An 18,271-nucleotide genomic window follows, 5' to 3' on the forward strand; every position below is an offset into this window, starting at 1 on the left:
TGGGGCATGTGCCGCGTATCAGGCGGTGGGCGAAAGGGCCGGGCGTGCGGGCAGTGGCGATCATCGAGGCTCCGTCCGTGCTCGGGCTGCGGCCGTCGGGTGTGGAGGAGGCGCCGACGGCTCTGCTCGCGGCCGGTCTCGCGGACCACCCCGGAGCCGTGCGGGCGGGGCGGGTCGAGGCGCCGGAGTACGACGGGCGGCGGGACGCCGTGACCGGGGTGCTCAATCCCGGGGGCATCGCGCGGTACTCCGTACGGCTCGCCGACGCGGTCGGCGGCGCTCTCGACGCCGGACGGTTCCCCGTGGTCCTCGGGGGCGACTGCAGCATCCTGCTGGGCAATCTGCTCGCTCTGCGCCGCCGCGGCCGCTACGGGCTGCTGTTCCTCGACGGCCACACCGACTTCTACCAGCCGTCGGCGGAGCCGGCCGGGGAAGTGGCGTCGATGGAGCTCGCCCTGGCCACCGGCCGCGGGCCCCGGCCGCTCACCGACCTCGAAGGCCGCGGGCCGCTGCTCCGGGACGAGGACGTCGTCGCGCTCGGCTTCCGCGACGCCGCCGAGTCCTCCGCGGCCGGGATGCAGCCGCTCCCGCCGGGGCTGCACGCCGTCGACCTCGACGGCGTACGCGCCGCGGGCGCCGCCGAGGCGGCACGCCGGGCGGTCCACCGCCTCGGCGGCGGAGACCGCGCCGGCTACTGGGTCCACCTCGACGTCGACGTCCTGGACGACGCGGTCATGCCGGCCGTCGACTACCGCATCCCCGGTGGGCTGACCTGGGCGGAGCTGGAGGACGTCCTGCGTACGGCCCTGGCGGACGAGCGGGCCGTCGGTTGCGACGTGACGATCTTCAACCCGCGCCTCGATCCCGGGGGAACGCTCGCGGCACGCCTCGTCGCCTGCCTGCGCCGTGCGCTCGCCGAGGTCACGGAACGGCCGTAGCGAGGGCGCCGCCCGGCGTACGGTGCGCGGGCCCGAACGAGTGGACTCGGCGGAAGGCGCACCCGGCGGGGGCCTCTGCCCGGGGGTCGGATGGTGACGTGGCCCTCCCAGCCCCCGATCCGGAAGAGGGACCTCCAGATGAGACGTACCCCCGCCCCCGCCCACTCCCGCCGTCTGTTCGCCGCAGCGTTGCTCGTGGCGTCCGTGCTGGCCCCGGTGGTGGCGTCCCCCGCCACCGCCGAGCACCGCACCGCCGAACGCGTCACCACCGATCCCGGCACCTCGTCGCACCGGTACCACGAGGAGGACTGCCCGCCCGACGGGTTCGGGCCCGAGCTGACGGCGCGGCTGGACAAGGCCATCGAGGACGTCCGCAAGCAGGCCGGTATCCCCGGCGTCGTGGCCGGGCTGTGGATGCCGGGCAAGGGGAGCTACGTCCGCGCGACCGGTGTCGCCGACAAGGCCACCGGCAAGCCGATGACCACAGACGTCTTCGTGCGGATCGGCAGCGAGACCAAGACCTTCACGGTCACCGCGCTCCTGAAGCTGGTCGACGACGGCAAGATCCGGCTGGACGACCCGATCTCCGCCTACATCCATGGCGTGCCCAACGGCGACCGGATCACGCTGCGCCATCTCGCCGAGATGCGCAGCGGCCTGTTCCCGTACACGGACGACCCGGACTTCCAGCACGACCTCCTGAGCGATCCGCAGCGCACGTTCACCCCGCACGAGGTGCTCGCGTACGGCTACAAGCACCCGAACACCTTCGCCCCGGGGACGCAGTTCCAGTACTCCAACAGCAACCTCATCCTCCTCGGGCTGGTGATCGAGAAGGTCAGCGGTCACCGTCTCGTCGACTTCGTCGAGAAGCGGGTGCTCCGCCCGGCCGACCTGCGCCACACGCTCTTCCCGAAGGGCGACGAGTTCCCCGAGCCGCATCCGCGCGGGTACACCAACCAGACGCTGAGCGGCGCGGTCGTCGACTCCACGGACTGGAACCCGAGTTGGGCCTGGGCGGCGGGGGCGATGATCTCGGACCTGCACGACCTGCGCCGCTGGGCGAAGATCGTCGCCACCGGCACACTGCTGAGCCCCAAGACGCAGGCCGAGCGCCTCAAGATGCTGCCGACGGGCCACCCCGGCACGGGCTACGGCCTCGGCATCTTCGAGAGCGGCGGCTGGATCGGCCACAACGGCTCCATCCCCGGATACGAGACGGTGACGGTCTACCTCCCCTCGCAGAAGGCCACCCTGGTGCTGATGCTCAACACGGACATCGAGTCGCAGGGCCAGGAGCCGAGCTCGCTGCTCGCCCGGGCGATCACCCGGATCGTGACGCCGAACAACGTGTACGACCGCCCGGTCCCGCCGCCCGACGTCGCCGGGCCGGACCATGAGTGAGTCCGAGCGATGACTCACCCCGACCGACCGGAGAACACGCCATGAGGATCCATCTGTCCAGCGTCTTCGTCGACGACCAGGAAAGGGCCGCGCGCTTCTACACGGACGTGCTGGGCTTCGTGAAGAAGCACGACGTCCCGGTGGGCGGCAAGGACCGGTGGCTGACCGTGGTCTCGCCGGAGGATCCCGACGGGACCGAGCTGCTGCTGGAGCCCTCCGGGCATCCCGCGGTGCAGCCGTACAAAACGGCGCTGGTGCGGGACGGCATCCCGGCCACCTCCTTCCTCGTCGACGACGTCGCCGCGGAGTTCGACCGGCTGCGCGGGCTCGGGGTGCGGTTCACGCAGGAGCCGACGGAGACGGGCCCGGTCACCACGGCGGTCTTCGACGACACCTGCGGCAACCTGATCCAGATCATGCACAGCACGTAGCGGACACCGGGCGCGGGCTACGAGGTCAGGGCGCCGTTCAGGAACGGTTCGATCGCCGTGCGCCAGGCGTCCGGCTGGTCGTAGTGGAGGAGATGGCCGGCGTCGGGGATCTCGGCGTACGCACCGCGGGGCAGGACGCGGACCATCTCCTGCGCCTCCGCGCGGCCCAGCTCGCCGTCCAGGCCGCGGACGACCAGGGTCGGGCAGCGGACCTGGGCGAGCGAGTCCCAATGGGCTTCGTGGACCCAGGTCTGACGGGAGGCCAGCATCTGCGCGGGGTCGAAGACCGGGTACCAGCCGTCGGGGCGCGGGGCCATCACCTCCGCGAAGAACTCGCCGCGGGCGGGCTGGGGCCGCTCGACCCAGGGGTCGTCCTCGCCGAACCACTTCCGCACGGCGTCGAGCGAGGCGAACGGGACCGGCCAGCGGCGGAACCAGTCCTGCCACTCCCGCTGCGACGCGGCCCCGAGGGCCGACGCCCGCATGTCGCAGATGACCAGGGCGCGGACGAGGTCGGGGCGTTCGGCGGCGAGCTGCCAGGCGGTGAGGGCGCCCATGGAGTGGCCGATGAGGGTGACGGGACCGAGCCCGAGCTGCTCGACGGCGGCGGCCGCGTCGGCGACGTACGCCTCGCGTGTGAAGGGGCCGGCGGCGGGCTTCGCGCTGCTGCCGTGACCGCGCTGATCGAGCGCGACGGTCCGGTGACGTGCGGCCAGCCAGCGGGCGGTGGGCGCCCAGTGGGAGGCGCGCCCCATGAGACCGTGCAGGAGTAAGACGCCGGACCCGGCCGTCTCCGCCCGCTCTTCCGTGAACTCCCAGGCAGCCAGGCGTACGCCGCCGGCTCCGGTGACGTCGAGTCGTCGCACCATGTTCCCTGGCACCCCCTCTTTCCCATCGAGCGTGCTTCCCGTCGAGCGTGTCGAGCACCGCCAGACTATCGAACTCATATTCGAAAATGCGGTTCTGCCGCGTAACACCCCTCGTTCGAGTGACAGCACTCAAGGATTGACGCGCGCCGCCGAGGGGAGATCTTCAGCGGGAGGCGGACCGCTCGGGGAAAACGGTCCGAAGGGAATGACCCTGGGAGCTCGGGGCTCCGGGTCAGCACAGGGGAGGACAGGCCCCGGCGCCCATGGGCGCCGGGGCCCTCTGTCTCTCCGCGCACCGCCCCAGACGCCTGCGACATCGCACACCCCTCCCCAGCCGTACGGCTCCCCCCAGCGTGGCACGCCGAGAGTCGGGGCGTGGCGATTCCGCCGTAAAACGGGCCCGGGAATGCGCCGGGGTACGCCAGGGGCGTGTCAGGCGCCGGAGACCGACTAGCGCTTCGCCACGAAGACGTGCGCGGCCACATCGGCGCCCAGCTCGGCCGCCTCACCGCTGCTGCCGACGAGGACACCGCCGGCCGACTCCGTCACGCTCACCACGGAACCGGGCTGCACGCCCGCCCGCCGCAGTGTGTACATCAGCTGGGCGTCCGTCTGGATCGGCTCGCCGATCCGGCGGACGATCACCGTCTTGCCGTCCACGCCCGGCTCCAGGTCGGCCAGCGACACCATGGAGTCGTCCAGGAAGGACTCCGCCTCGGCCTTCTCGCCCAGCTCCTCCAGACCCGGGATCGGGTTGCCGTACGGCGACTCCGTCGGGTGCCGCAGCAGCTCCAGGACGCGCCGCTCCACGGCCTCGCTCATCACGTGCTCCCAGCGGCAGGCCTCGGCGTGCACCTGCTCCCACTCCAGGCCGATCACGTCGACGAGCAGGCACTCGGCGAGCCGGTGCTTGCGCATCACGCGCGTCGCCAGACGCCGGCCCTCCTCCGTCAGCTCCAGGTGCCGGTCACCCGCGACGGTCACCAGACCGTCCCGTTCCATACGGGCGACCGTCTGGCTCACGGTGGGGCCGCTCTGGTCGAGCCTCTCCGCGATCCGGGCGCGCATGGGGACCACGCCTTCCTCTTCGAGCTCGAGGATGGTGCGGAGATACATCTCCGTTGTGTCGATCAGTCCGGACATACGTGCCCCTCGATGAGTCGTGCGCTGGCCCTGCCCCAATTCTGACGCATCCCACCGACAACCGTGCCGTGCTGACCGAAGGGCGGTATTGACAGGGCAATGGTCCAGACCGCACCGTGATCCGCGACACGACGACAAGGAGCTTCGGGAATGGGCGACAGCGCGCGCGAGTCCAAGCTGGCGGGGCAGTTCTTCGACGCCGCGATCGGCCTGCTGCGGCAGGTCCGCGACGAGGACGCCGAGGAGATCGCCGCGGCCGGAACCGCGATCGCCGAGGCCGTCGCCGCCGGCGGCCGCCTCTTCGCCTTCGGCGCCGGACACTCCTCGCTCGCCGCCCAGGACGTCGTGTACCGGGCGGGCGGGCTCGCCCTGATGAACCTGCTCGCGGTCCCCGGGGTCGTCGGCGTCGACGTCATGCCGGCGACGCTCGGCTCGGCCCTGGAACGGGTGGACGGCCTCGCCGGCGCGGTCCTCGACTCCTCGCCCGCCAAGGCCGGGGACGTCCTGATCATCATCTCGCTCTCCGGCCGCAACGCCCTGCCGGTCGAGATGGCGATGAACGCCCGCGCCCTGGGCCTGACCGTCATCGGCGTCACATCGGTGGCGTACGCGACGGAGACGAAGTCCCGGCACGTCTCGGGGACGTATCTGAAGGACCACTGCGACATCGTCCTCGACTCCCACATCGCCATCGGCGACGCCGAACTCACCCACGAGAGCATCGAGGCGCCCTTCGCCCCCGCCTCGACGGTCGTCACGAGCGCCCTGATGCAGGCCACGATGGCCGCGGCGGCCGAGGAGATGGTCCGCCTGGGCATCGAGCCGCCGCTGCTGCGCTCGGGGAACGTCGACGGCGGCCACGAGTGGAACGGCCGCGTGATGACGGAGTACGGCGACCGGATCTTCTACCGCCACTGACACCGGCCGCGCCTACGGACACCCCCTAGGGGCCGAACCGCACCCGGACCGTCAGGCCACCGCCCTCGTTGGCGGTGGCCCGCGTCGTGGCGCCGTGGGCGCGGGCGACCGATTCGACGATGGAGAGCCCGAGACCCGCGCCCTCGCCGGGGGCGTGGGACCGCTCCGTCAGCCGGCGGAAGGGCTCGAAGAGCAGCGGGACCGTCTCGGGCGGGACCTCGGGGCCGGTGTTCGTCACCTCGATGCCGATGTCCGGGCCCGTACGGACCTCCACCCGGCCGTCGGGGACGTTGTGGCGTACACCGTTCGCGACCAGGTTGTGGACCAGCCGGTCGAGCAGCGCCGCGTCGCCGTCGACCGTCAGGGGCCGGGCCCGTACCGCGACCGTCACGCCCCGCTCCGCCGCCTCGCCCGCCAGCGCGTCCACCGCTTCCCGGGCCACCTCGTGCACCGCCACCGGCCGCCGCTCCCGCAGCCCCTGGTCGGAGGCGGCGAGCAGCAGCAGGCCCTCGATGATCCGTTCGCTGTCGTCGGCGACCTCGATCAGCTTCGCCCGGATCCGGGCGACCCGCTCCGGGGACGGCTCCCCCGCGAGCCCGATCTCGGCCGCCGCCCGTTGCACGGCGACCGGTGTGCGCAGCTCGTGCGCCGCGTTCGCCGCGAACCGCTGCTGGGCGGAGACGAGCCGTTCCATCCGGCCGAGCATGCCGTCGAAGGTGTCGGCGAGCCGCTTCAGCTCGCCCGGCGGCCCGTCGAGCGCGATCCTCTCGTGCAGGTTCTCGCCCGACAGCCGGCGCGCCGTCTCGGTGATCACGGCGACCGGCCGGAGCACCCGGCCCGCCACCCACCAGGCGACCACGACGGAGAGCAGCGCGTACACGGCGAGGACGGTCACCGAGACGGTCAGGAGCCGTTCGAGGGCGGCGGACTCCGCCGCGTCGCTGACCGTCCGGGTGATCGCGAGCGGTTCACGGAAGACCGCTCCGGGTGGGACCGGGCCGGGGCTGGCGGGCACGGCGCTCGGGAAGGACGTGGGGAAGGACGTCGGCAGGTCCTCCAGCCGCTGCGCCGGTACGGCGGTGGTGACGGCCAGGCTGATCGACGAGTACAGGGTCTCCTTCACCAGCACGTACACGACGCCCGTGAGCAGCGCGCCCGCGAGCACGAGCAGCCCGCCGTACAGGGCCGTCAGCCGGACGCGTTCGCTCCTCATGACGCGATCCGGTAGCCCGCGCCCGGGACCGTCTCCACCACCGGCGGCTCGCCCAGCTTGGCCCGCAGCTTGCTCATCGTCACCCGGACGGCGTTCGTGCGGTAACTCGTGTGCTCCTCCCAGACCTGCTCGATCAGGTCCTCGCCGCTGACCACCGCGCCCTCGGCCCGCAGCAGGGCCTCCAGGACCGCGAACTCCTTGCGAGACAGGTGGAGATGGCGCCCGTCCCGGCTCGCCTGACGGCGGGCGGTGTCCAGGACGATCCCGGCCCGCTCCAGGACGGGGGGCAGCGCGGGCCGGGCGCGCCGGCCGAGCGCCAGGACCCGGGCGAGCAGTTCGTCGTACGCGAAGGGCTTGGTCAGGTAGTCGTCGGCGCCGAGGCCGAGGCCCTGGACCCGGTCCCGTACCGTTCCCGCCGCCGTCAGCATCAGCACCCGGGTCATCAGCCGCTGCTCGACCACGCGGCGGCACACGTCGTCGCCGTGCATGCCGGGCAGGTCACGGTCCAGGACGAGGACGTCGTACTCCCCGAACTGGAGTTTCCGCAGGGCTTCGAGGCCGTCGGCGGCGACGTCCACGGCGAGCGCGTCGCGGCGCAGCCCCTCGGCGATCATCTCGGCGAGAAACGCCTCGTCCTCCACCACCAGTACGCGCATGGGCCCTGTGTATCCGACAGGGACGTTTCGCCGGCGTTAACCCATCCGCTGAGAGAAGCGAAACATCCCTTCGCGGCACGCTCCCGCCCATGACGACTCGAATGACGACCTCACGGAACCTCAAGCTGGCCGCCGCCGTCTCGTTCGCGGCCCTCTCCCTCCTCGCGACGTCCTGCTCCGGTGACAAGCCGGAGACGACAGGCACCAGCGAAGAGGGCAAGAAGGCCGACCAGGCCTTCGAGCACCGCAAGTGCCTGCGCGAGCAGGGCCTCGACGTGCCCGAGCCCAAGCCGGGCGAGCAGGGTGTGGGGCTCACCATCGGCGGCGACGGCATGTCGAAGGAGAAGATGGAGAAGGCGTTCAAGGCCTGCCGGAGCAAGGGCGGCGCCGGCATGGGGTCGGAGCCGACCCAGGCCGACAAGGACAAGGCGCTGGCGTACGCGAAGTGCATGCGCGAGAACGGCTTCAACATGCCCGATCCGAAGTTCGACGGGGCCGCGCAGCACGCCCTGCCCGTACCGCAGGGCGCGGAGAAGCAGAAGTTCGAGAAGGCCATGAAGGCGTGCGAGGGCGTGGCCCGATGAGCAGGCGCAGGCTCGTCCTCGCGCTGGTGGCGGTCGTCGCGGTCGGGGGCGGCGGCGCGGCCCTCACCGCCCTCTCCGCGCAGGAGAAGCCGCAGGCCGCCGCGGCGGACTCCCGGGGGCTGCCGCCCGCCACCGCCCCGGTCACCCGCGGCGACCTCTCCAACAGCTCCCAGCAGGACGGCACCCTCGGCCATCTCGGCGAGCGGACGATCAAGGCGGGCGGCCGGGCCGGGACCCTCACCTGGCTCGCCCCGACCGGATCGGTGATCGAGCGGGACGGACGGCTCTACGAGGTCGACGGCGTGCCGGTCCGGCTGATGTACGGCGCCGAGCCCATGTACCGGACGCTCAAGACGGGCGACAAGGGCAAGGACGTACGGCAGTGGGAGGAGAACCTCGCCGCCCTGGGGTTCACCGGCTTCGACGTCGACGAGGAGTACACGGCGAAGACGGCCGCCGCCGTCAAGCGGTGGCAGAAGTCCCACGACCTGAAGCAGACCGGCACCGTCGGCCCGGACCACATCGCCTTCGCGGGCAGCGCGGTGCGGGTGAAGGACGCGGGCGGCGCGGCCGAGGACAGGATCGCACCGGGCGACCAGATCACGCCGGGCGCTCCGGTGCTCGACGTGACCGGTTCCGAACGCGTCGTCCGGTTCGCGCTCCCGGTGCCGGAGGCCGGTCTGGCCAAGGTCGGGACCCGCGTCTCCGTACGGCTGCCGGACGGCACCGAGGCGGCGGGGAAGGTCTCGGCGGTCGGGAAGACCGCGTCGGCGGGCGAGGACCCGCAGAACCCCCAGGACAAGACCCCGAAGATCGACATCACCGTCTCCTTCGACCAACCGGGGAAGATCAAGGGCATCGACCAGTCCCCGGTCACCGTCGACCTCACCGGCGAGACCCGCCGGAACATCCTGTCCGTACCCGTCAACGCGCTGCTCGCCCTGCCCGACGGCGGCTTCGGCGTCCAGGTCGTCGAGAACGGCACGGCGCGGGACGTGAAGGTCGAGCTCGGCATGTTCGGCCAGGGCCGGGTCGAGGTCAGCGGCGACGGACTGCGCGAGGGCATGAAGGTCGGGGTGCCGTCCGCATGAACACGGTGGTACGGCTCCGCGGAGTCACCAAGGAGTACGCGGGCGGTGTCCGGGCCCTCGACGGCGTCGATCTCACCGTCGGCGCGGGCGAGTTGCTCGGCATCGTCGGGCCGTCCGGATCCGGCAAGTCGACGCTGCTGCACATCGTCGGCACCCTGGACCGGCCGACCGGCGGCACGGTGGAGATCGCCGGCCACGACATCGCCTCGCTGACGGACCGCAGGCTGTCGGCGCTCCGCGCCCGCCGCATCGGCTTCGTCTTCCAGGCCTTCCACCTGGTGCCGGGTGTGGGTGCCCTGGAGAACGTGGCCGAGGGGCTGCTGTACTCCGGGCTGCCCCGGGCGCGGCGACGGAGGATGGCCGCCGACGCGCTGGCCCGCGTGGGCCTGGCCGACCGGATGAGGCACCGGCCGCACGAACTGTCCGGCGGGCAGAAACAGCGCGTCGCCATCGCCCGCGCCGTCGTCGGCGAACCGGCCCTGCTGCTCGCCGACGAGCCGACGGGCGCGCTGGACTCGGCGTCCGGCGACGCGGTGATGGAGCTCCTGCACGAGCTGAACGCGGACGGCGCGACGATCGCGGTCATCACCCACGACACCGAGATCGCGGGACGGCTGCCGCGCCAGGTCCGGATCCGTGACGGCCGCGTGGTGGCGGACACGGCACGCGGAAAGGTCGCGGCCTGATGTCCCGTACGAAACTCAGATCCGAACTCAGGTCCGCCCGGCTCGGACCGCGCGACGTCCTCCACGTCGGCTCGGCGGGGCTGCGGAGCCGGCCGGTGCGGGTGGTGCTGTCCGCGCTCGGCATCGCCATCGGGATCGCCACGATGATCGCGGTGGTGGGCATCTCCGCCTCCAGCCAGGCCCAGTTGCTCCGGCAGCTCGACGCGCTCGGCACGAACATGCTGGTGGCGAAGCCGGGCGAGGGGATGTTCAGTGGGCAGGAGGTCAAGCTGCCGAAGGACGCGGTGGGCATGGTCGGCCGTATCGAGGGAGTGGAGGAGGCCGGCGCGACCGGCGACCTCAAGCGCTCGGTCCGCCGCTCCGAGAAGATCCCGGAGGCCGAGACGGGCGGGATCGCGGTGAAGGCGGCGACGGAGGGACTCCTCGACGTGCTGCGGGGCGAGGCGGCGTCCGGCACGTGGCTGAACGCCGCCAACGGCCGCTATCCGTCCGTGGTGCTGGGCCATGTCTCGGCCGAGCGGCTGGGCATCACCCGGCCGGGGCAGCAGGTCTGGATCGACGACCGGTACTTCACCGTCATCGCCATCCTCGCCCCGCTGCCGCTCGCCCCCGAGATCGAGCGCTCGGCGCTGGTCGGCTGGGAGGGCGCGCAGCGACTGCTGGGCTTCGACGGGCATCCGACGGCGGTGTACGAGCGGTCCACGGACGCGTCCGTACGGGAGGTCCAGCGGCTCCTCGCCCCGACGATCGACCCGCGGAACCCGCAGAACGTGTCGGTCGGCGACCCGTCCTCGGCGCTCAAGGCGAAGGCGGCGACGGAGGGCGCGTTCTCCACGCTGCTCCTCGGGCTCGGCGGGATCGCGCTCCTGGTGGGCGGCGTCGGCGTCGCCAACACCATGATCATCTCGGTACTTGAGCGCCGCCACGAGATCGGCCTGCGCCGCTCCCTGGGCGCGACCAGGGGCCAGATCAGGATCCAGTTCGTCACCGAGTCCCTGCTGCTCTCGGGCCTCGGCGGCCTGGCCGGCGTGGCCCTGGGGGCGGCGGCGACGGGCGTGTACGCGTCCACGGGCGGGCTGCCGTGGGTGGTGCCGCTGTGGGCGGTGGCCGGCGGCTTCGGCGCGACGCTGGTGATCGGCACGGTGGCGGGCCTCTACCCGGCGGTCCGGGCGTCGCGCCTGTCGCCGACGCTGGCACTGGCGACGGCGTAACAGCTACAGCGCGTCCGCCGGGCTCGCCGGGTCCGCCGTCCCCGCCAGGTCCAGCGACGCCGCCACCCGTACGGCCACCGTCTCCGCGTACACCGCGTCGGGGCGCTCGAAGGCCGTACGGGAGGCCCCGCGCAGGAAGGTCACGGCGCCCACCGTCCGGCCGCGGCTGCGCAGCGGGAGGCACAGCGCGTGGACGGCGTCGCGCGGCCAGTGGCGTTCCGTCGCCCAGTCCTCGGCGCCCTGCGGTGTCGCGGCGGAGGCCGAGGCGCGCACCGGGCCCGTACGGGAGACCGCCTGGAGGACGGGGTGGCCCGCGGGGTAGCGGACCGGAATGCCACCGCCCGCGACCGGGACGAGCGGACCGGGCGCACCGGCCGGGGTGGCCGCGACCCGGACCAGGCGCCGCTCCCCTGCCGCGAGGTCGAGCAGCGCGTGGTCGGCGAACCCGGCCAGGGCGAAGTCCAGCAGGACCGTCGCCGCCTCCCGCGGGTCCTCGCACTCGGCCGCCGCCGCGCCCGCCCGGTGCAACTGGCTGTAGCGGAACCGCAGTCGGTCCGCCTCCTGCTCCGCGAGCCGCTCCTCGGTGACGTCCTGGAACAGCCACCCCACGCCCAGTGGCACGGGCTCCTCGGCGAGCGGCGACGACAGCCGTACGAAACCGCTGCGCCAGCACCGCCGCCGCTCGCCCTCCGCGGTCCGCAGCGTCACCCACACCTCGGCCAGGGCCCGCGGCGCGCCCTCCGCGAGCACGTGCTGGAGCGCGCCCTCCAGCTCCTCTACGCCCTGCTCGATCAGCTCGCCGAGCGGCCGGCCGAGCAGGGTGGTGCGGCCCGCGCCCATCGCCCGGGCCGCGTGCCCGTTGACGACGGCGGGCCGCAGATCCACGTCGACGAGGACGACACCCCAGGACGCGTCCTCGAAGAGCGCCTCGCTGAGCGCGATCGAGCGCTCGAGGTCGATCTGCGCGTGCACCTCGCTGAACGCGCAGTACACCCCGGCCGGCTTCCCGTCCGCGCCCCGCACGCCGGCCGACTGCGTCCGTACGAGGACCCGCCCGCCGTCCTTCCGCACCAGAGCGAACTCGTGCACCACCCGCCCCGGCGCCTCCATGGCCCCCATCAACCGCGCCAGCGCCTCACCGGCGTCGGCCGGCCGCGCGGCCCAGCCCTCGAACCCCCGGCGTCCGACGGCCTCCCCGGCGGACCAGCCGAGAATCCGCTCGGCCTCCTTGTTCCAGTGCGTCACGGTCCCGTCGGCGTCCAAGGCACAGAGCGCCGCGTCCATCCCGTCGAGCAACGCGGCGAGTAGATCGTTCCCCGGCACGGACGTGGTCTCACTCCCGGCACTCCTGGCAGCACTCATCCCGGCACCCCCTGCAGGACGGTGTACGCGCGTGCATCCGCACGCCCCCGATCATTCAACTGGAACGTGACGCAGGACACACCCGGTTCAACCAAATCGTTGCGACCCGGAAACGAACACCGGGTGTCAGCCGATGAGCTGGGAGGCCCCGACCGCTTCGACGTCCTCGACGGTGTCTTCGAGGAGGCCCCGGCTGGCGATGAGGTAGCCCAACTGGGCGCGGCTGGTGCTGCCGAGGCGGCGGGAGAGGCGGCTGGTGTGGTCGGCGATCGTGCGGCGGCTCATGCCGAGGTCCCGCGCGATCTTCTCTTCCGTGTAGCCGGCGACGAGCATCCGGGCGAGGGCGCGCTCGAGGTCGGACGCCACGAGTTTGGGGCGCCGTTCGCGGGCGAGGGTCGCCGGGATGCCGCGCGACCAGGCGTTGTCGAAGATGTTGGACAGGAAGCGCACCACGGCCGGCTCCCGTACCTCCAGAGCCTCCTGCTCGTAGGCGGAGCTGGTGGGGATGAAGGCGACGGTGCGGTCGCAGATGATGAGCCGGTCGAACATCTCGTCCAGCGTGCGGACCTCGCCGCCCGCTGCCACGATCTTGCAGATGTATTCGAAGGTCGGCTGGTGCGCCCTTACCGAATGCTGATAAAGCGTTCGCTGCCGCACTCCCCGCTCAATTATCTCGGTATTCCGCTGGAGCGAGCTTTCCAGGATTTCCGCAGGTCGGCCGCCACCGGGCTGCGCCGTCATGAGTTCCTTCGCGCACCGGGTGACCGCCGTGTCGATCGCGCCGTGAATCACGTCGGCGCCGCGCAGCAACGTAAAGCCGGGAAGCCGCGACTCCGTCGCGTCGCTGTACACCCGCTCGATCGCGTCGAATACGGAGGTGAGCTCTTCCAGAAGGCGCGACGTGGCGATGATCTCCTGGCGGTACGGCTGGAGAGCTCGCGAGGAGGCCACCGAGGCCGGGACCGGGGCCAGCCGGTCGCCCTCGGCCACTGGGGCGAACAAGCCAAGACGCAGGAGACAGCCGGGAACGTCCGGCGCGCCGACCTGCCCGGAGGTCACCGCGGTGTGGTACTGCGCGAGCCCCTCCTCGCACGGTCTCGGTCCGTCACATTTGTCCGATTCGCATGTACCTGCCACAGCATGTCCCCCCGCGTGAGTGTGCACTGCGCAGTCATGCTAGGACACTCGGTTGCGTTGTTTCCAGACAGCTGTGCAGACTTTCGATGCCGAAGCACGAGGTCGCGGGAATCGGGATCGGATCGGACAGGAACCAATCCCACCGGAAATGCGAAAGAGCTTTCCACTCCCCTCGGCATTCCTGAGCGTGTCGACCTCGAGCCTATTCGCGAAACTTTGCATGAACCAACGGAGAATGTGATGAAGACGCGTTCGATGTACCGACTCTGCCGGATGGGCGCCGGCGCCGTACTCCTCGCCGCCGCACTGGTGACCGCGACGGTGCAGGCCGCCGCCACCCCCGCCACCGAGACGGTGATTTCCGCGGACCACGGCTGGGGCCCGGTTCCCCCGCCGCGCACCGGCCCGACGTCGGTCGGCGTCTGACCGGCCCGGAGCACTCCGCCGGGTCGGCCTGCCGACTCGGCGGACCCCCACTCACCTCCGCTGCTGGTCCGTCGCACTGACCCCCGACCCCAGCAGCCACCGGACGGGGCATTCCGCCGGGCCGCCCGGGCGCGCCCCCTTCCCGCGCACCGCGGTTCAGCCGTGCGGCCGACTCGCCGTCACCCGCTGACCACCCGCTGACCGCCCCCGCCGACCGCCTCCGTCGGCCACCCCCACCCCCCTCACCCCCCACCCCCTCCGCGACCTTGCGCCGCGTCGCGCCTTCGGCTGCCCAGACGCCCGTCGGCCACGCCCGCACGCCTTCGTGCGCCCCCGTACACCCTGTATGCCCCCGTATGCCCCGTAGCGAGAGAGTTGAGTGCAGTGGAAACCATTCTGATCGTCGGTGGACGTCCCGAGACACTGGTCAAGGCCAGGGCGCTCGGCCTGCGTGTCGTCTTCCTGCAGCACCGCGACCGCATGATGCCCGGTCATGTCGAGGCCTCCGACGCGCTGTTCATGGTCGACTACACCGACTGGGAGCTCACGCGCCCGATCGTCGACGCCATCCACTCCGTCTACCGGTTCACCGCGGTGATGTCGCTCGGTGAGCAGGCGATGGAGACCGTCGGCCGCATCAACGACCGGTTCGGCCTGGGCGGCACCCCGGAAGCCGTGTCCACCCTCTACAAGGACAAGCTGCTCATGCGGGCCCACCTCGCGGAGCAGGGCGTCCCGAGTGCGGCGGCCGCCGAGATCTCCGGCGCCGCAGACATCGAGGAGTTCGGCCGGCGGTACGGCTACCCGGTCGTGCTCAAGCCCATCGACAACACCGCCAGCCGCGGCGTCGTCATCATCGAGCGGGCCGAGGACGTCGCCGCGGTGTGGGCGGAGGCGGTCGGTCTGCGCGAGCGCGACGACCTCGTCCTCGGCCAGTTCTTCCCCGTCGGCCGCTACCTGGCCGAGGAGTACCTGGACGGCCCGGAGTACAGCGTGGAGTCCTTCTCCTTCGACGGCACGCACTCCATCGTCGCCATCACCGAGAAGTACACGATCGGCGTGGTCGAGTCGGCGCACGCGCTGCCGGCCCGCCTCACCCCCGAGATGGACGCCGAAGTCGCCGACTACGTCCGGTCCTTCCACACCGCCATGGGCCTGCGCGACGGCGTCGCCCACACCGAGATCAAGATCACCTCGAAGGGCCCGCGGGTCATCGAGTCCCACGACCGGCTGCCCGGCGAGCGCATCCCCGACCTGGTGATCAACGCGTACGGGATCGACCTGGAGCAGTACGCCTGCGCCGCGCCCTTCGGGATGCTGCCGGTCCTTCCCGAGCGCCCCGTCGCCACCCGCGCCGCCGCCACCACCTTCTTCCGCGGCGAGCCCGGCGTGGTGACCGGATTCCAGGGCACCGAGAAGGTCCTCGAGGACCCCGACCTCATCGAGCTCGACTTCTTCGTGCGGCCCGGCGACCGGGTGGTCGAGGTCGTCGACAACTTCGACCGCAGCGGCCAGGTCATCGTCACCGGAACCGACACCGCGGCCGCCGCCGCGACCGCCGACCGGCTGGCCGCCCTCATCACCGTCGAGACCGTCCCGGAGCCGCGCCCGTGAGCTCCCACCTGGTCTTCGTCGAGAGCAACATGAGCGGCTCGGGATTCGAGGCGCTCGCCGCCGCCAAGCGCATGGGGCACCGGGTCTCCTTCCTGACCTGCGACCTGTCCTACTACGTCGGCGGAGTCGGCGAGACCCTCGACACCACCCTGATCGACCGGGTGGCGTGTTGTGACACCGACGACGTCGAGGCCGTCCTGGCCGCCGTCCGCGAGGTGGGCCGTGACCACCCGGTCGACGCGGTCCTGACGATGAGCGAATGGCACGTCGCCGTGACCGCCGCGGCCGCGCGGCGGCTCGGCCTGGCCGGATCCGAACCCGACGCCGTCGCCGCGGCCCGCGACAAGTCCCGTACCCGCACGCTCTGCCAGGCCGCCGCGGTGCCGATCCCGGCCTTCCGCCGGGTGGAGCGCACCGACACCCTCGACGACGCCGACATCCCCGTCCCGTGCATCGTCAAGCCGGTCGACGAGCTCCTCAGCATCGGGGTCAAGCTGTGCGCGAGCGCCGCCGAGGCCCGCGCGCACGTACGGCACCTGCTGGAGGAACGCTCCCAGATCGGCTACCGGGGCCGGCCGCGCACCCCCGCCGTACTGATCGAGGAGTACCTCGACGGGCCGGAGTACAGCGTGGAGACCCTCACCTACGAGGGCACCACCTCGGTGCTGTCCGTCACCCGCAAGCTGCTGTCGCCGCCGCCGGCCTTCGTGGAGACCGGGCACGCCGTCCCGGCCCCGCTGGACCCGGACGTACGGACGGCCTGCGAGGAGGTCGCCGCCGCCGCGCTGGCGGCGATCGGCTACACCTTCGGCTCGGCCCACATCGAACTCCGGGTCACCGCCGCCGGACCCAAGCTGATCGAGGTCAACTGCCGCCCCGGCGGCGACCGCATCACCCGGCTCGTCACCCTGGCCACCGGCATCGACATGGTCGCCGAGCAGATCGGGATGCACCTCGGCCGCCGGCCCGAACTCACCGGCCGCACCGACCGCGGCGCCGCCATCGTCTTCCTGCCCAGCACCGCCGGACGCGTCGACGAGATCACCGGCACCGTCCAGGCCCGCGCGCACGAGGGCGTCGTCGACGTCCAGCTGTACGTCGAAACCGGCACCGAGACCGGCTCCCACGGCGACAACACCGACCGGTTCGGGCACGTCATCGCGGTGGGCCCGACCAGTACGGCCGCGCTGCAGCGCGCCGAGGCCGCCGCCCAGTCCATCGCCTTCACCGTCGCCGCCGCCGCGGACGCGTACTCCGGCTGAAGCGCCCGGCACCGAACAGGAAGATCCATGACTCCCACGTTCGTCATGCTCGAAATGCTCAACCCGATGCTCCAGGTCGCCCGCGCGGCCAAGGCCCGGGGCCTGCGGATCGTCGCGATCAACAACACTCCCCTGCAGACCGAGGGTCCGTACGCGGTGCCCGAGGGCTTCGTCGACGAGCTGATCACGGTCGACTCCTGGGCCGATCCGCTGCAGATCGAGAAGATCCTGCTGGACGTCCACGACCGCCACCACGTGGTCGGCACCTACGCCGGGTTCGAGCCGGTCCTGCCGTACGACGCGATGCTGCGCGAGATGGCCGGCCTCCCCCACTCCGGCGCCGAGAACCTGCGCACCATCCTCGACAAGAACCAGGTCCGTGACCGGCTGCGCGAGCACGGCCTCACCACACTCGGCTCGTCCACCCTGGAGGAAGCCCTCACCTGGGACCACTGGCCCTACGCCGGCCGGGCCGTCCTCAAGCCCGCCAACGGCACCGGCAGCGCCCTGTGCTTCATCGTCAAGGACCTCGACGAGCTGAACGCGGCCGTCGCCACCTTCGACGACATCTCCATCGCCCACCCGCTGATGCGCGAGTACATCGAGAACACGCGCGGCTTCGTCCTGGAGGAGGAGGCCCAGGGAGAGCTGCTGTCGGTGGAGTCCCTGGTCTGCCGGGGCGAGGTGCACCCGATCGGCCTGATGGGCCGTTACGTGCTGGCCAAGGACCCGGTCGTGGAGATGGGCTTCCAGTTCCCGTACCACCACCCGCGGATCGCCGAGATCTTCGAGAAGGCCAAGGAGATCCACCGGGTGATGGGCTTCCACAACGGAGCCACCCAGATCGAGGTGATGGTCCCGGAGGAAGGCCCCATCGAGCTGATCGACTTCAACCCCCGGCTGGCCGGCACCGCCTCGATGGTGCTGTTCGGGGAGGCGTACGGGCTGGAGTACGCGGAGCTCCTGGCCGCCCTCGGCCTGGGCGAGGAGGTCGACTTCGGCTTCATCGGGAACACCGTCCGCTACGGCTCCGAGATGATCCTGCTGCCGCCGCCCGGGCTGACCCGCTTCGAGTCCGTCGAGTTCCCCGAACCGACCTTCTGCCGACGCCGCCCGCGCAAGCCCGGCGACGAACTCTCCGGCCGCGCCGACCAGCTCGACAGCATCGGCATGTTCGCCATCACCGCCGACACCGCCGCCGAACTGCACACCGCCGCCCTGCGGGCGCGCCGCGAGACCACGGTCAACGGCGAACCCCTCGGCGACAACGAGAACAACGTGCTCGCCGCCTCCCCGTACATCGGCCGGGACCTGACGTGACCACCT

At 72.0% G+C, this 18,271-nt stretch carries 18 protein-coding genes; 12 read left to right on the plus strand and 6 right to left on the minus strand.

Annotation, left to right across the window (positions count from 1 at the left end):
* Window positions 1-44 precede the first annotated feature (44 nt).
* The 3 genes from ACFYV5_RS18340 to ACFYV5_RS18350 all read left to right on the plus strand — a co-directional run bounded on the left by ACFYV5_RS18340 (window position 45) and on the right by ACFYV5_RS18350 (window position 2,773).
* A complete protein-coding gene (locus tag ACFYV5_RS18340) occupies window positions 45-938 on the plus strand; it encodes an arginase family protein (protein ID WP_389169334.1) in 894 nt (297 codons plus the stop codon).
* A gap of 138 nt (window positions 939-1,076) precedes the next feature.
* Window positions 1,077-2,342 carry a serine hydrolase domain-containing protein gene (locus ACFYV5_RS18345; protein ID WP_389169336.1) on the plus strand — a complete coding sequence of 422 codons (1,266 nt, stop codon included), beginning with the start codon at window positions 1,077-1,079 and terminating at the stop codon, window positions 2,340-2,342.
* Window positions 2,343-2,383: 41 nt separating this feature from the next.
* Window positions 2,384-2,773 carry a VOC family protein gene (locus ACFYV5_RS18350; RefSeq protein WP_355104769.1) on the plus strand — a complete coding sequence of 130 codons (390 nt, stop codon included), beginning with the start codon at window positions 2,384-2,386 and terminating at the stop codon, window positions 2,771-2,773.
* A gap of 17 nt (window positions 2,774-2,790) precedes the next feature.
* On the opposite strand, the gene ACFYV5_RS18355 is transcribed toward ACFYV5_RS18350, so the two are convergent.
* Together ACFYV5_RS18355 and ACFYV5_RS18360 are read right to left on the minus strand one after the other, a co-directional pair.
* Window positions 2,791-3,642 carry an alpha/beta hydrolase gene (locus ACFYV5_RS18355; RefSeq protein WP_355104767.1) on the minus strand — a complete coding sequence of 284 codons (852 nt, stop codon included), beginning with the start codon at window positions 3,640-3,642 and terminating at the stop codon, window positions 2,791-2,793.
* A 450-nt stretch (window positions 3,643-4,092) separates the two neighbouring features.
* A complete protein-coding gene (locus tag ACFYV5_RS18360; protein WP_389169338.1) occupies window positions 4,093-4,785 on the minus strand; it encodes a metal-dependent transcriptional regulator in 693 nt (230 codons plus the stop codon).
* Between the two features lie 150 nt (window positions 4,786-4,935).
* On the opposite strand from ACFYV5_RS18360, the gene ACFYV5_RS18365 reads away from it, so the two are divergent.
* The gene (locus ACFYV5_RS18365) at window positions 4,936-5,703 is read left to right on the plus strand and encodes an SIS domain-containing protein (RefSeq protein ID WP_355104763.1); all 768 of its coding nucleotides are present in this window, start codon (window positions 4,936-4,938) and stop codon (window positions 5,701-5,703) included.
* A 25-nt stretch (window positions 5,704-5,728) separates the two neighbouring features.
* Here ACFYV5_RS18365 and ACFYV5_RS18370 read toward each other — a convergent pair whose 3' ends face one another.
* Window positions 5,729-6,916, minus strand: coding sequence for an ATP-binding protein (locus ACFYV5_RS18370; protein WP_389169340.1), 1,188 nt, complete (start codon window positions 6,914-6,916; stop codon window positions 5,729-5,731).
* The gene (locus ACFYV5_RS18375) at window positions 6,913-7,572 is read right to left on the minus strand and encodes a response regulator transcription factor (RefSeq protein WP_389169342.1); all 660 of its coding nucleotides are present in this window, start codon (window positions 7,570-7,572) and stop codon (window positions 6,913-6,915) included. The genes ACFYV5_RS18370 and ACFYV5_RS18375 overlap by 4 nt, the downstream gene beginning before the upstream one ends.
* 89 nt (window positions 7,573-7,661) lie before the next feature.
* Here ACFYV5_RS18375 and ACFYV5_RS18380 point away from each other — a divergent pair, with 89 nt between their 5' ends.
* Genes ACFYV5_RS18380 through ACFYV5_RS18395 form a run of 4 tightly spaced genes read left to right on the plus strand, consistent with a single transcriptional unit; the run spans window position 7,662 to window position 11,144 of the window.
* Entirely contained in the window at window positions 7,662-8,156 is a 495-nt protein-coding gene (locus tag ACFYV5_RS18380; protein ID WP_389169344.1) for a hypothetical protein, read from the plus strand.
* Window positions 8,153-9,247, plus strand: coding sequence for a peptidoglycan-binding protein (locus tag ACFYV5_RS18385; RefSeq protein WP_389169346.1), 1,095 nt, complete (start codon window positions 8,153-8,155; stop codon window positions 9,245-9,247). Before ACFYV5_RS18380 ends, ACFYV5_RS18385 begins: the two co-directional genes overlap by 4 nt.
* Complete coding sequence (locus ACFYV5_RS18390) at window positions 9,244-9,933, plus strand: ABC transporter ATP-binding protein (RefSeq protein WP_355104753.1); 690 nt, start codon at window positions 9,244-9,246, stop codon at window positions 9,931-9,933. Before ACFYV5_RS18385 ends, ACFYV5_RS18390 begins: the two co-directional genes overlap by 4 nt.
* Window positions 9,933-11,144: an ABC transporter permease gene (locus ACFYV5_RS18395; RefSeq protein ID WP_389169348.1), complete on the plus strand. Its 1,212-nt coding sequence runs from the start codon at window positions 9,933-9,935 to the stop codon at window positions 11,142-11,144. Before ACFYV5_RS18390 ends, ACFYV5_RS18395 begins: the two co-directional genes overlap by 1 nt.
* Window positions 11,145-11,147: 3 nt before the next feature.
* Here ACFYV5_RS18395 and ACFYV5_RS18400 read toward each other — a convergent pair whose 3' ends face one another.
* A complete protein-coding gene (locus ACFYV5_RS18400; protein WP_389169350.1) occupies window positions 11,148-12,506 on the minus strand; it encodes a PAS domain-containing protein in 1,359 nt (452 codons plus the stop codon).
* Between the two features lie 126 nt (window positions 12,507-12,632).
* Window positions 12,633-13,565, minus strand: a complete 933-nt coding sequence (locus ACFYV5_RS18405; RefSeq protein ID WP_389169351.1) for a LuxR C-terminal-related transcriptional regulator — start codon at window positions 13,563-13,565, stop codon at window positions 12,633-12,635.
* A 318-nt stretch (window positions 13,566-13,883) separates the two neighbouring features.
* Between ACFYV5_RS18405 and ACFYV5_RS18410 the strand changes: the two genes are divergently transcribed.
* The 4 genes from ACFYV5_RS18410 (at window position 13,884) to ACFYV5_RS18425 (ending at window position 18,265) form a co-directional block, all read left to right on the plus strand.
* A complete protein-coding gene (locus ACFYV5_RS18410) occupies window positions 13,884-14,069 on the plus strand; it encodes a hypothetical protein (RefSeq protein WP_355104745.1) in 186 nt (61 codons plus the stop codon).
* A gap of 384 nt (window positions 14,070-14,453) precedes the next feature.
* Entirely contained in the window at window positions 14,454-15,683 is a 1,230-nt protein-coding gene (locus tag ACFYV5_RS18415; RefSeq protein WP_389169353.1) for an ATP-grasp domain-containing protein, read from the plus strand.
* On the plus strand, window positions 15,680-16,945 hold the full coding sequence (locus ACFYV5_RS18420; protein WP_389169354.1) for an ATP-grasp domain-containing protein: 1,266 nt from the start codon (window positions 15,680-15,682) through the stop codon (window positions 16,943-16,945). Before ACFYV5_RS18415 ends, ACFYV5_RS18420 begins: the two co-directional genes overlap by 4 nt.
* Window positions 16,946-16,972: 27 nt before the next feature.
* Window positions 16,973-18,265: an acetyl-CoA carboxylase biotin carboxylase subunit family protein gene (locus ACFYV5_RS18425; RefSeq protein ID WP_389169356.1), complete on the plus strand. Its 1,293-nt coding sequence runs from the start codon at window positions 16,973-16,975 to the stop codon at window positions 18,263-18,265.
* The last annotated feature ends 6 nt before the right edge of the window (window positions 18,266-18,271 follow it).

The sequence above is a fragment of the Streptomyces sp. NPDC003035 genome, from assembly GCF_042888285.1.
Classification (GTDB): Bacteria; Actinomycetota; Actinomycetes; order Streptomycetales; family Streptomycetaceae; genus Streptomyces.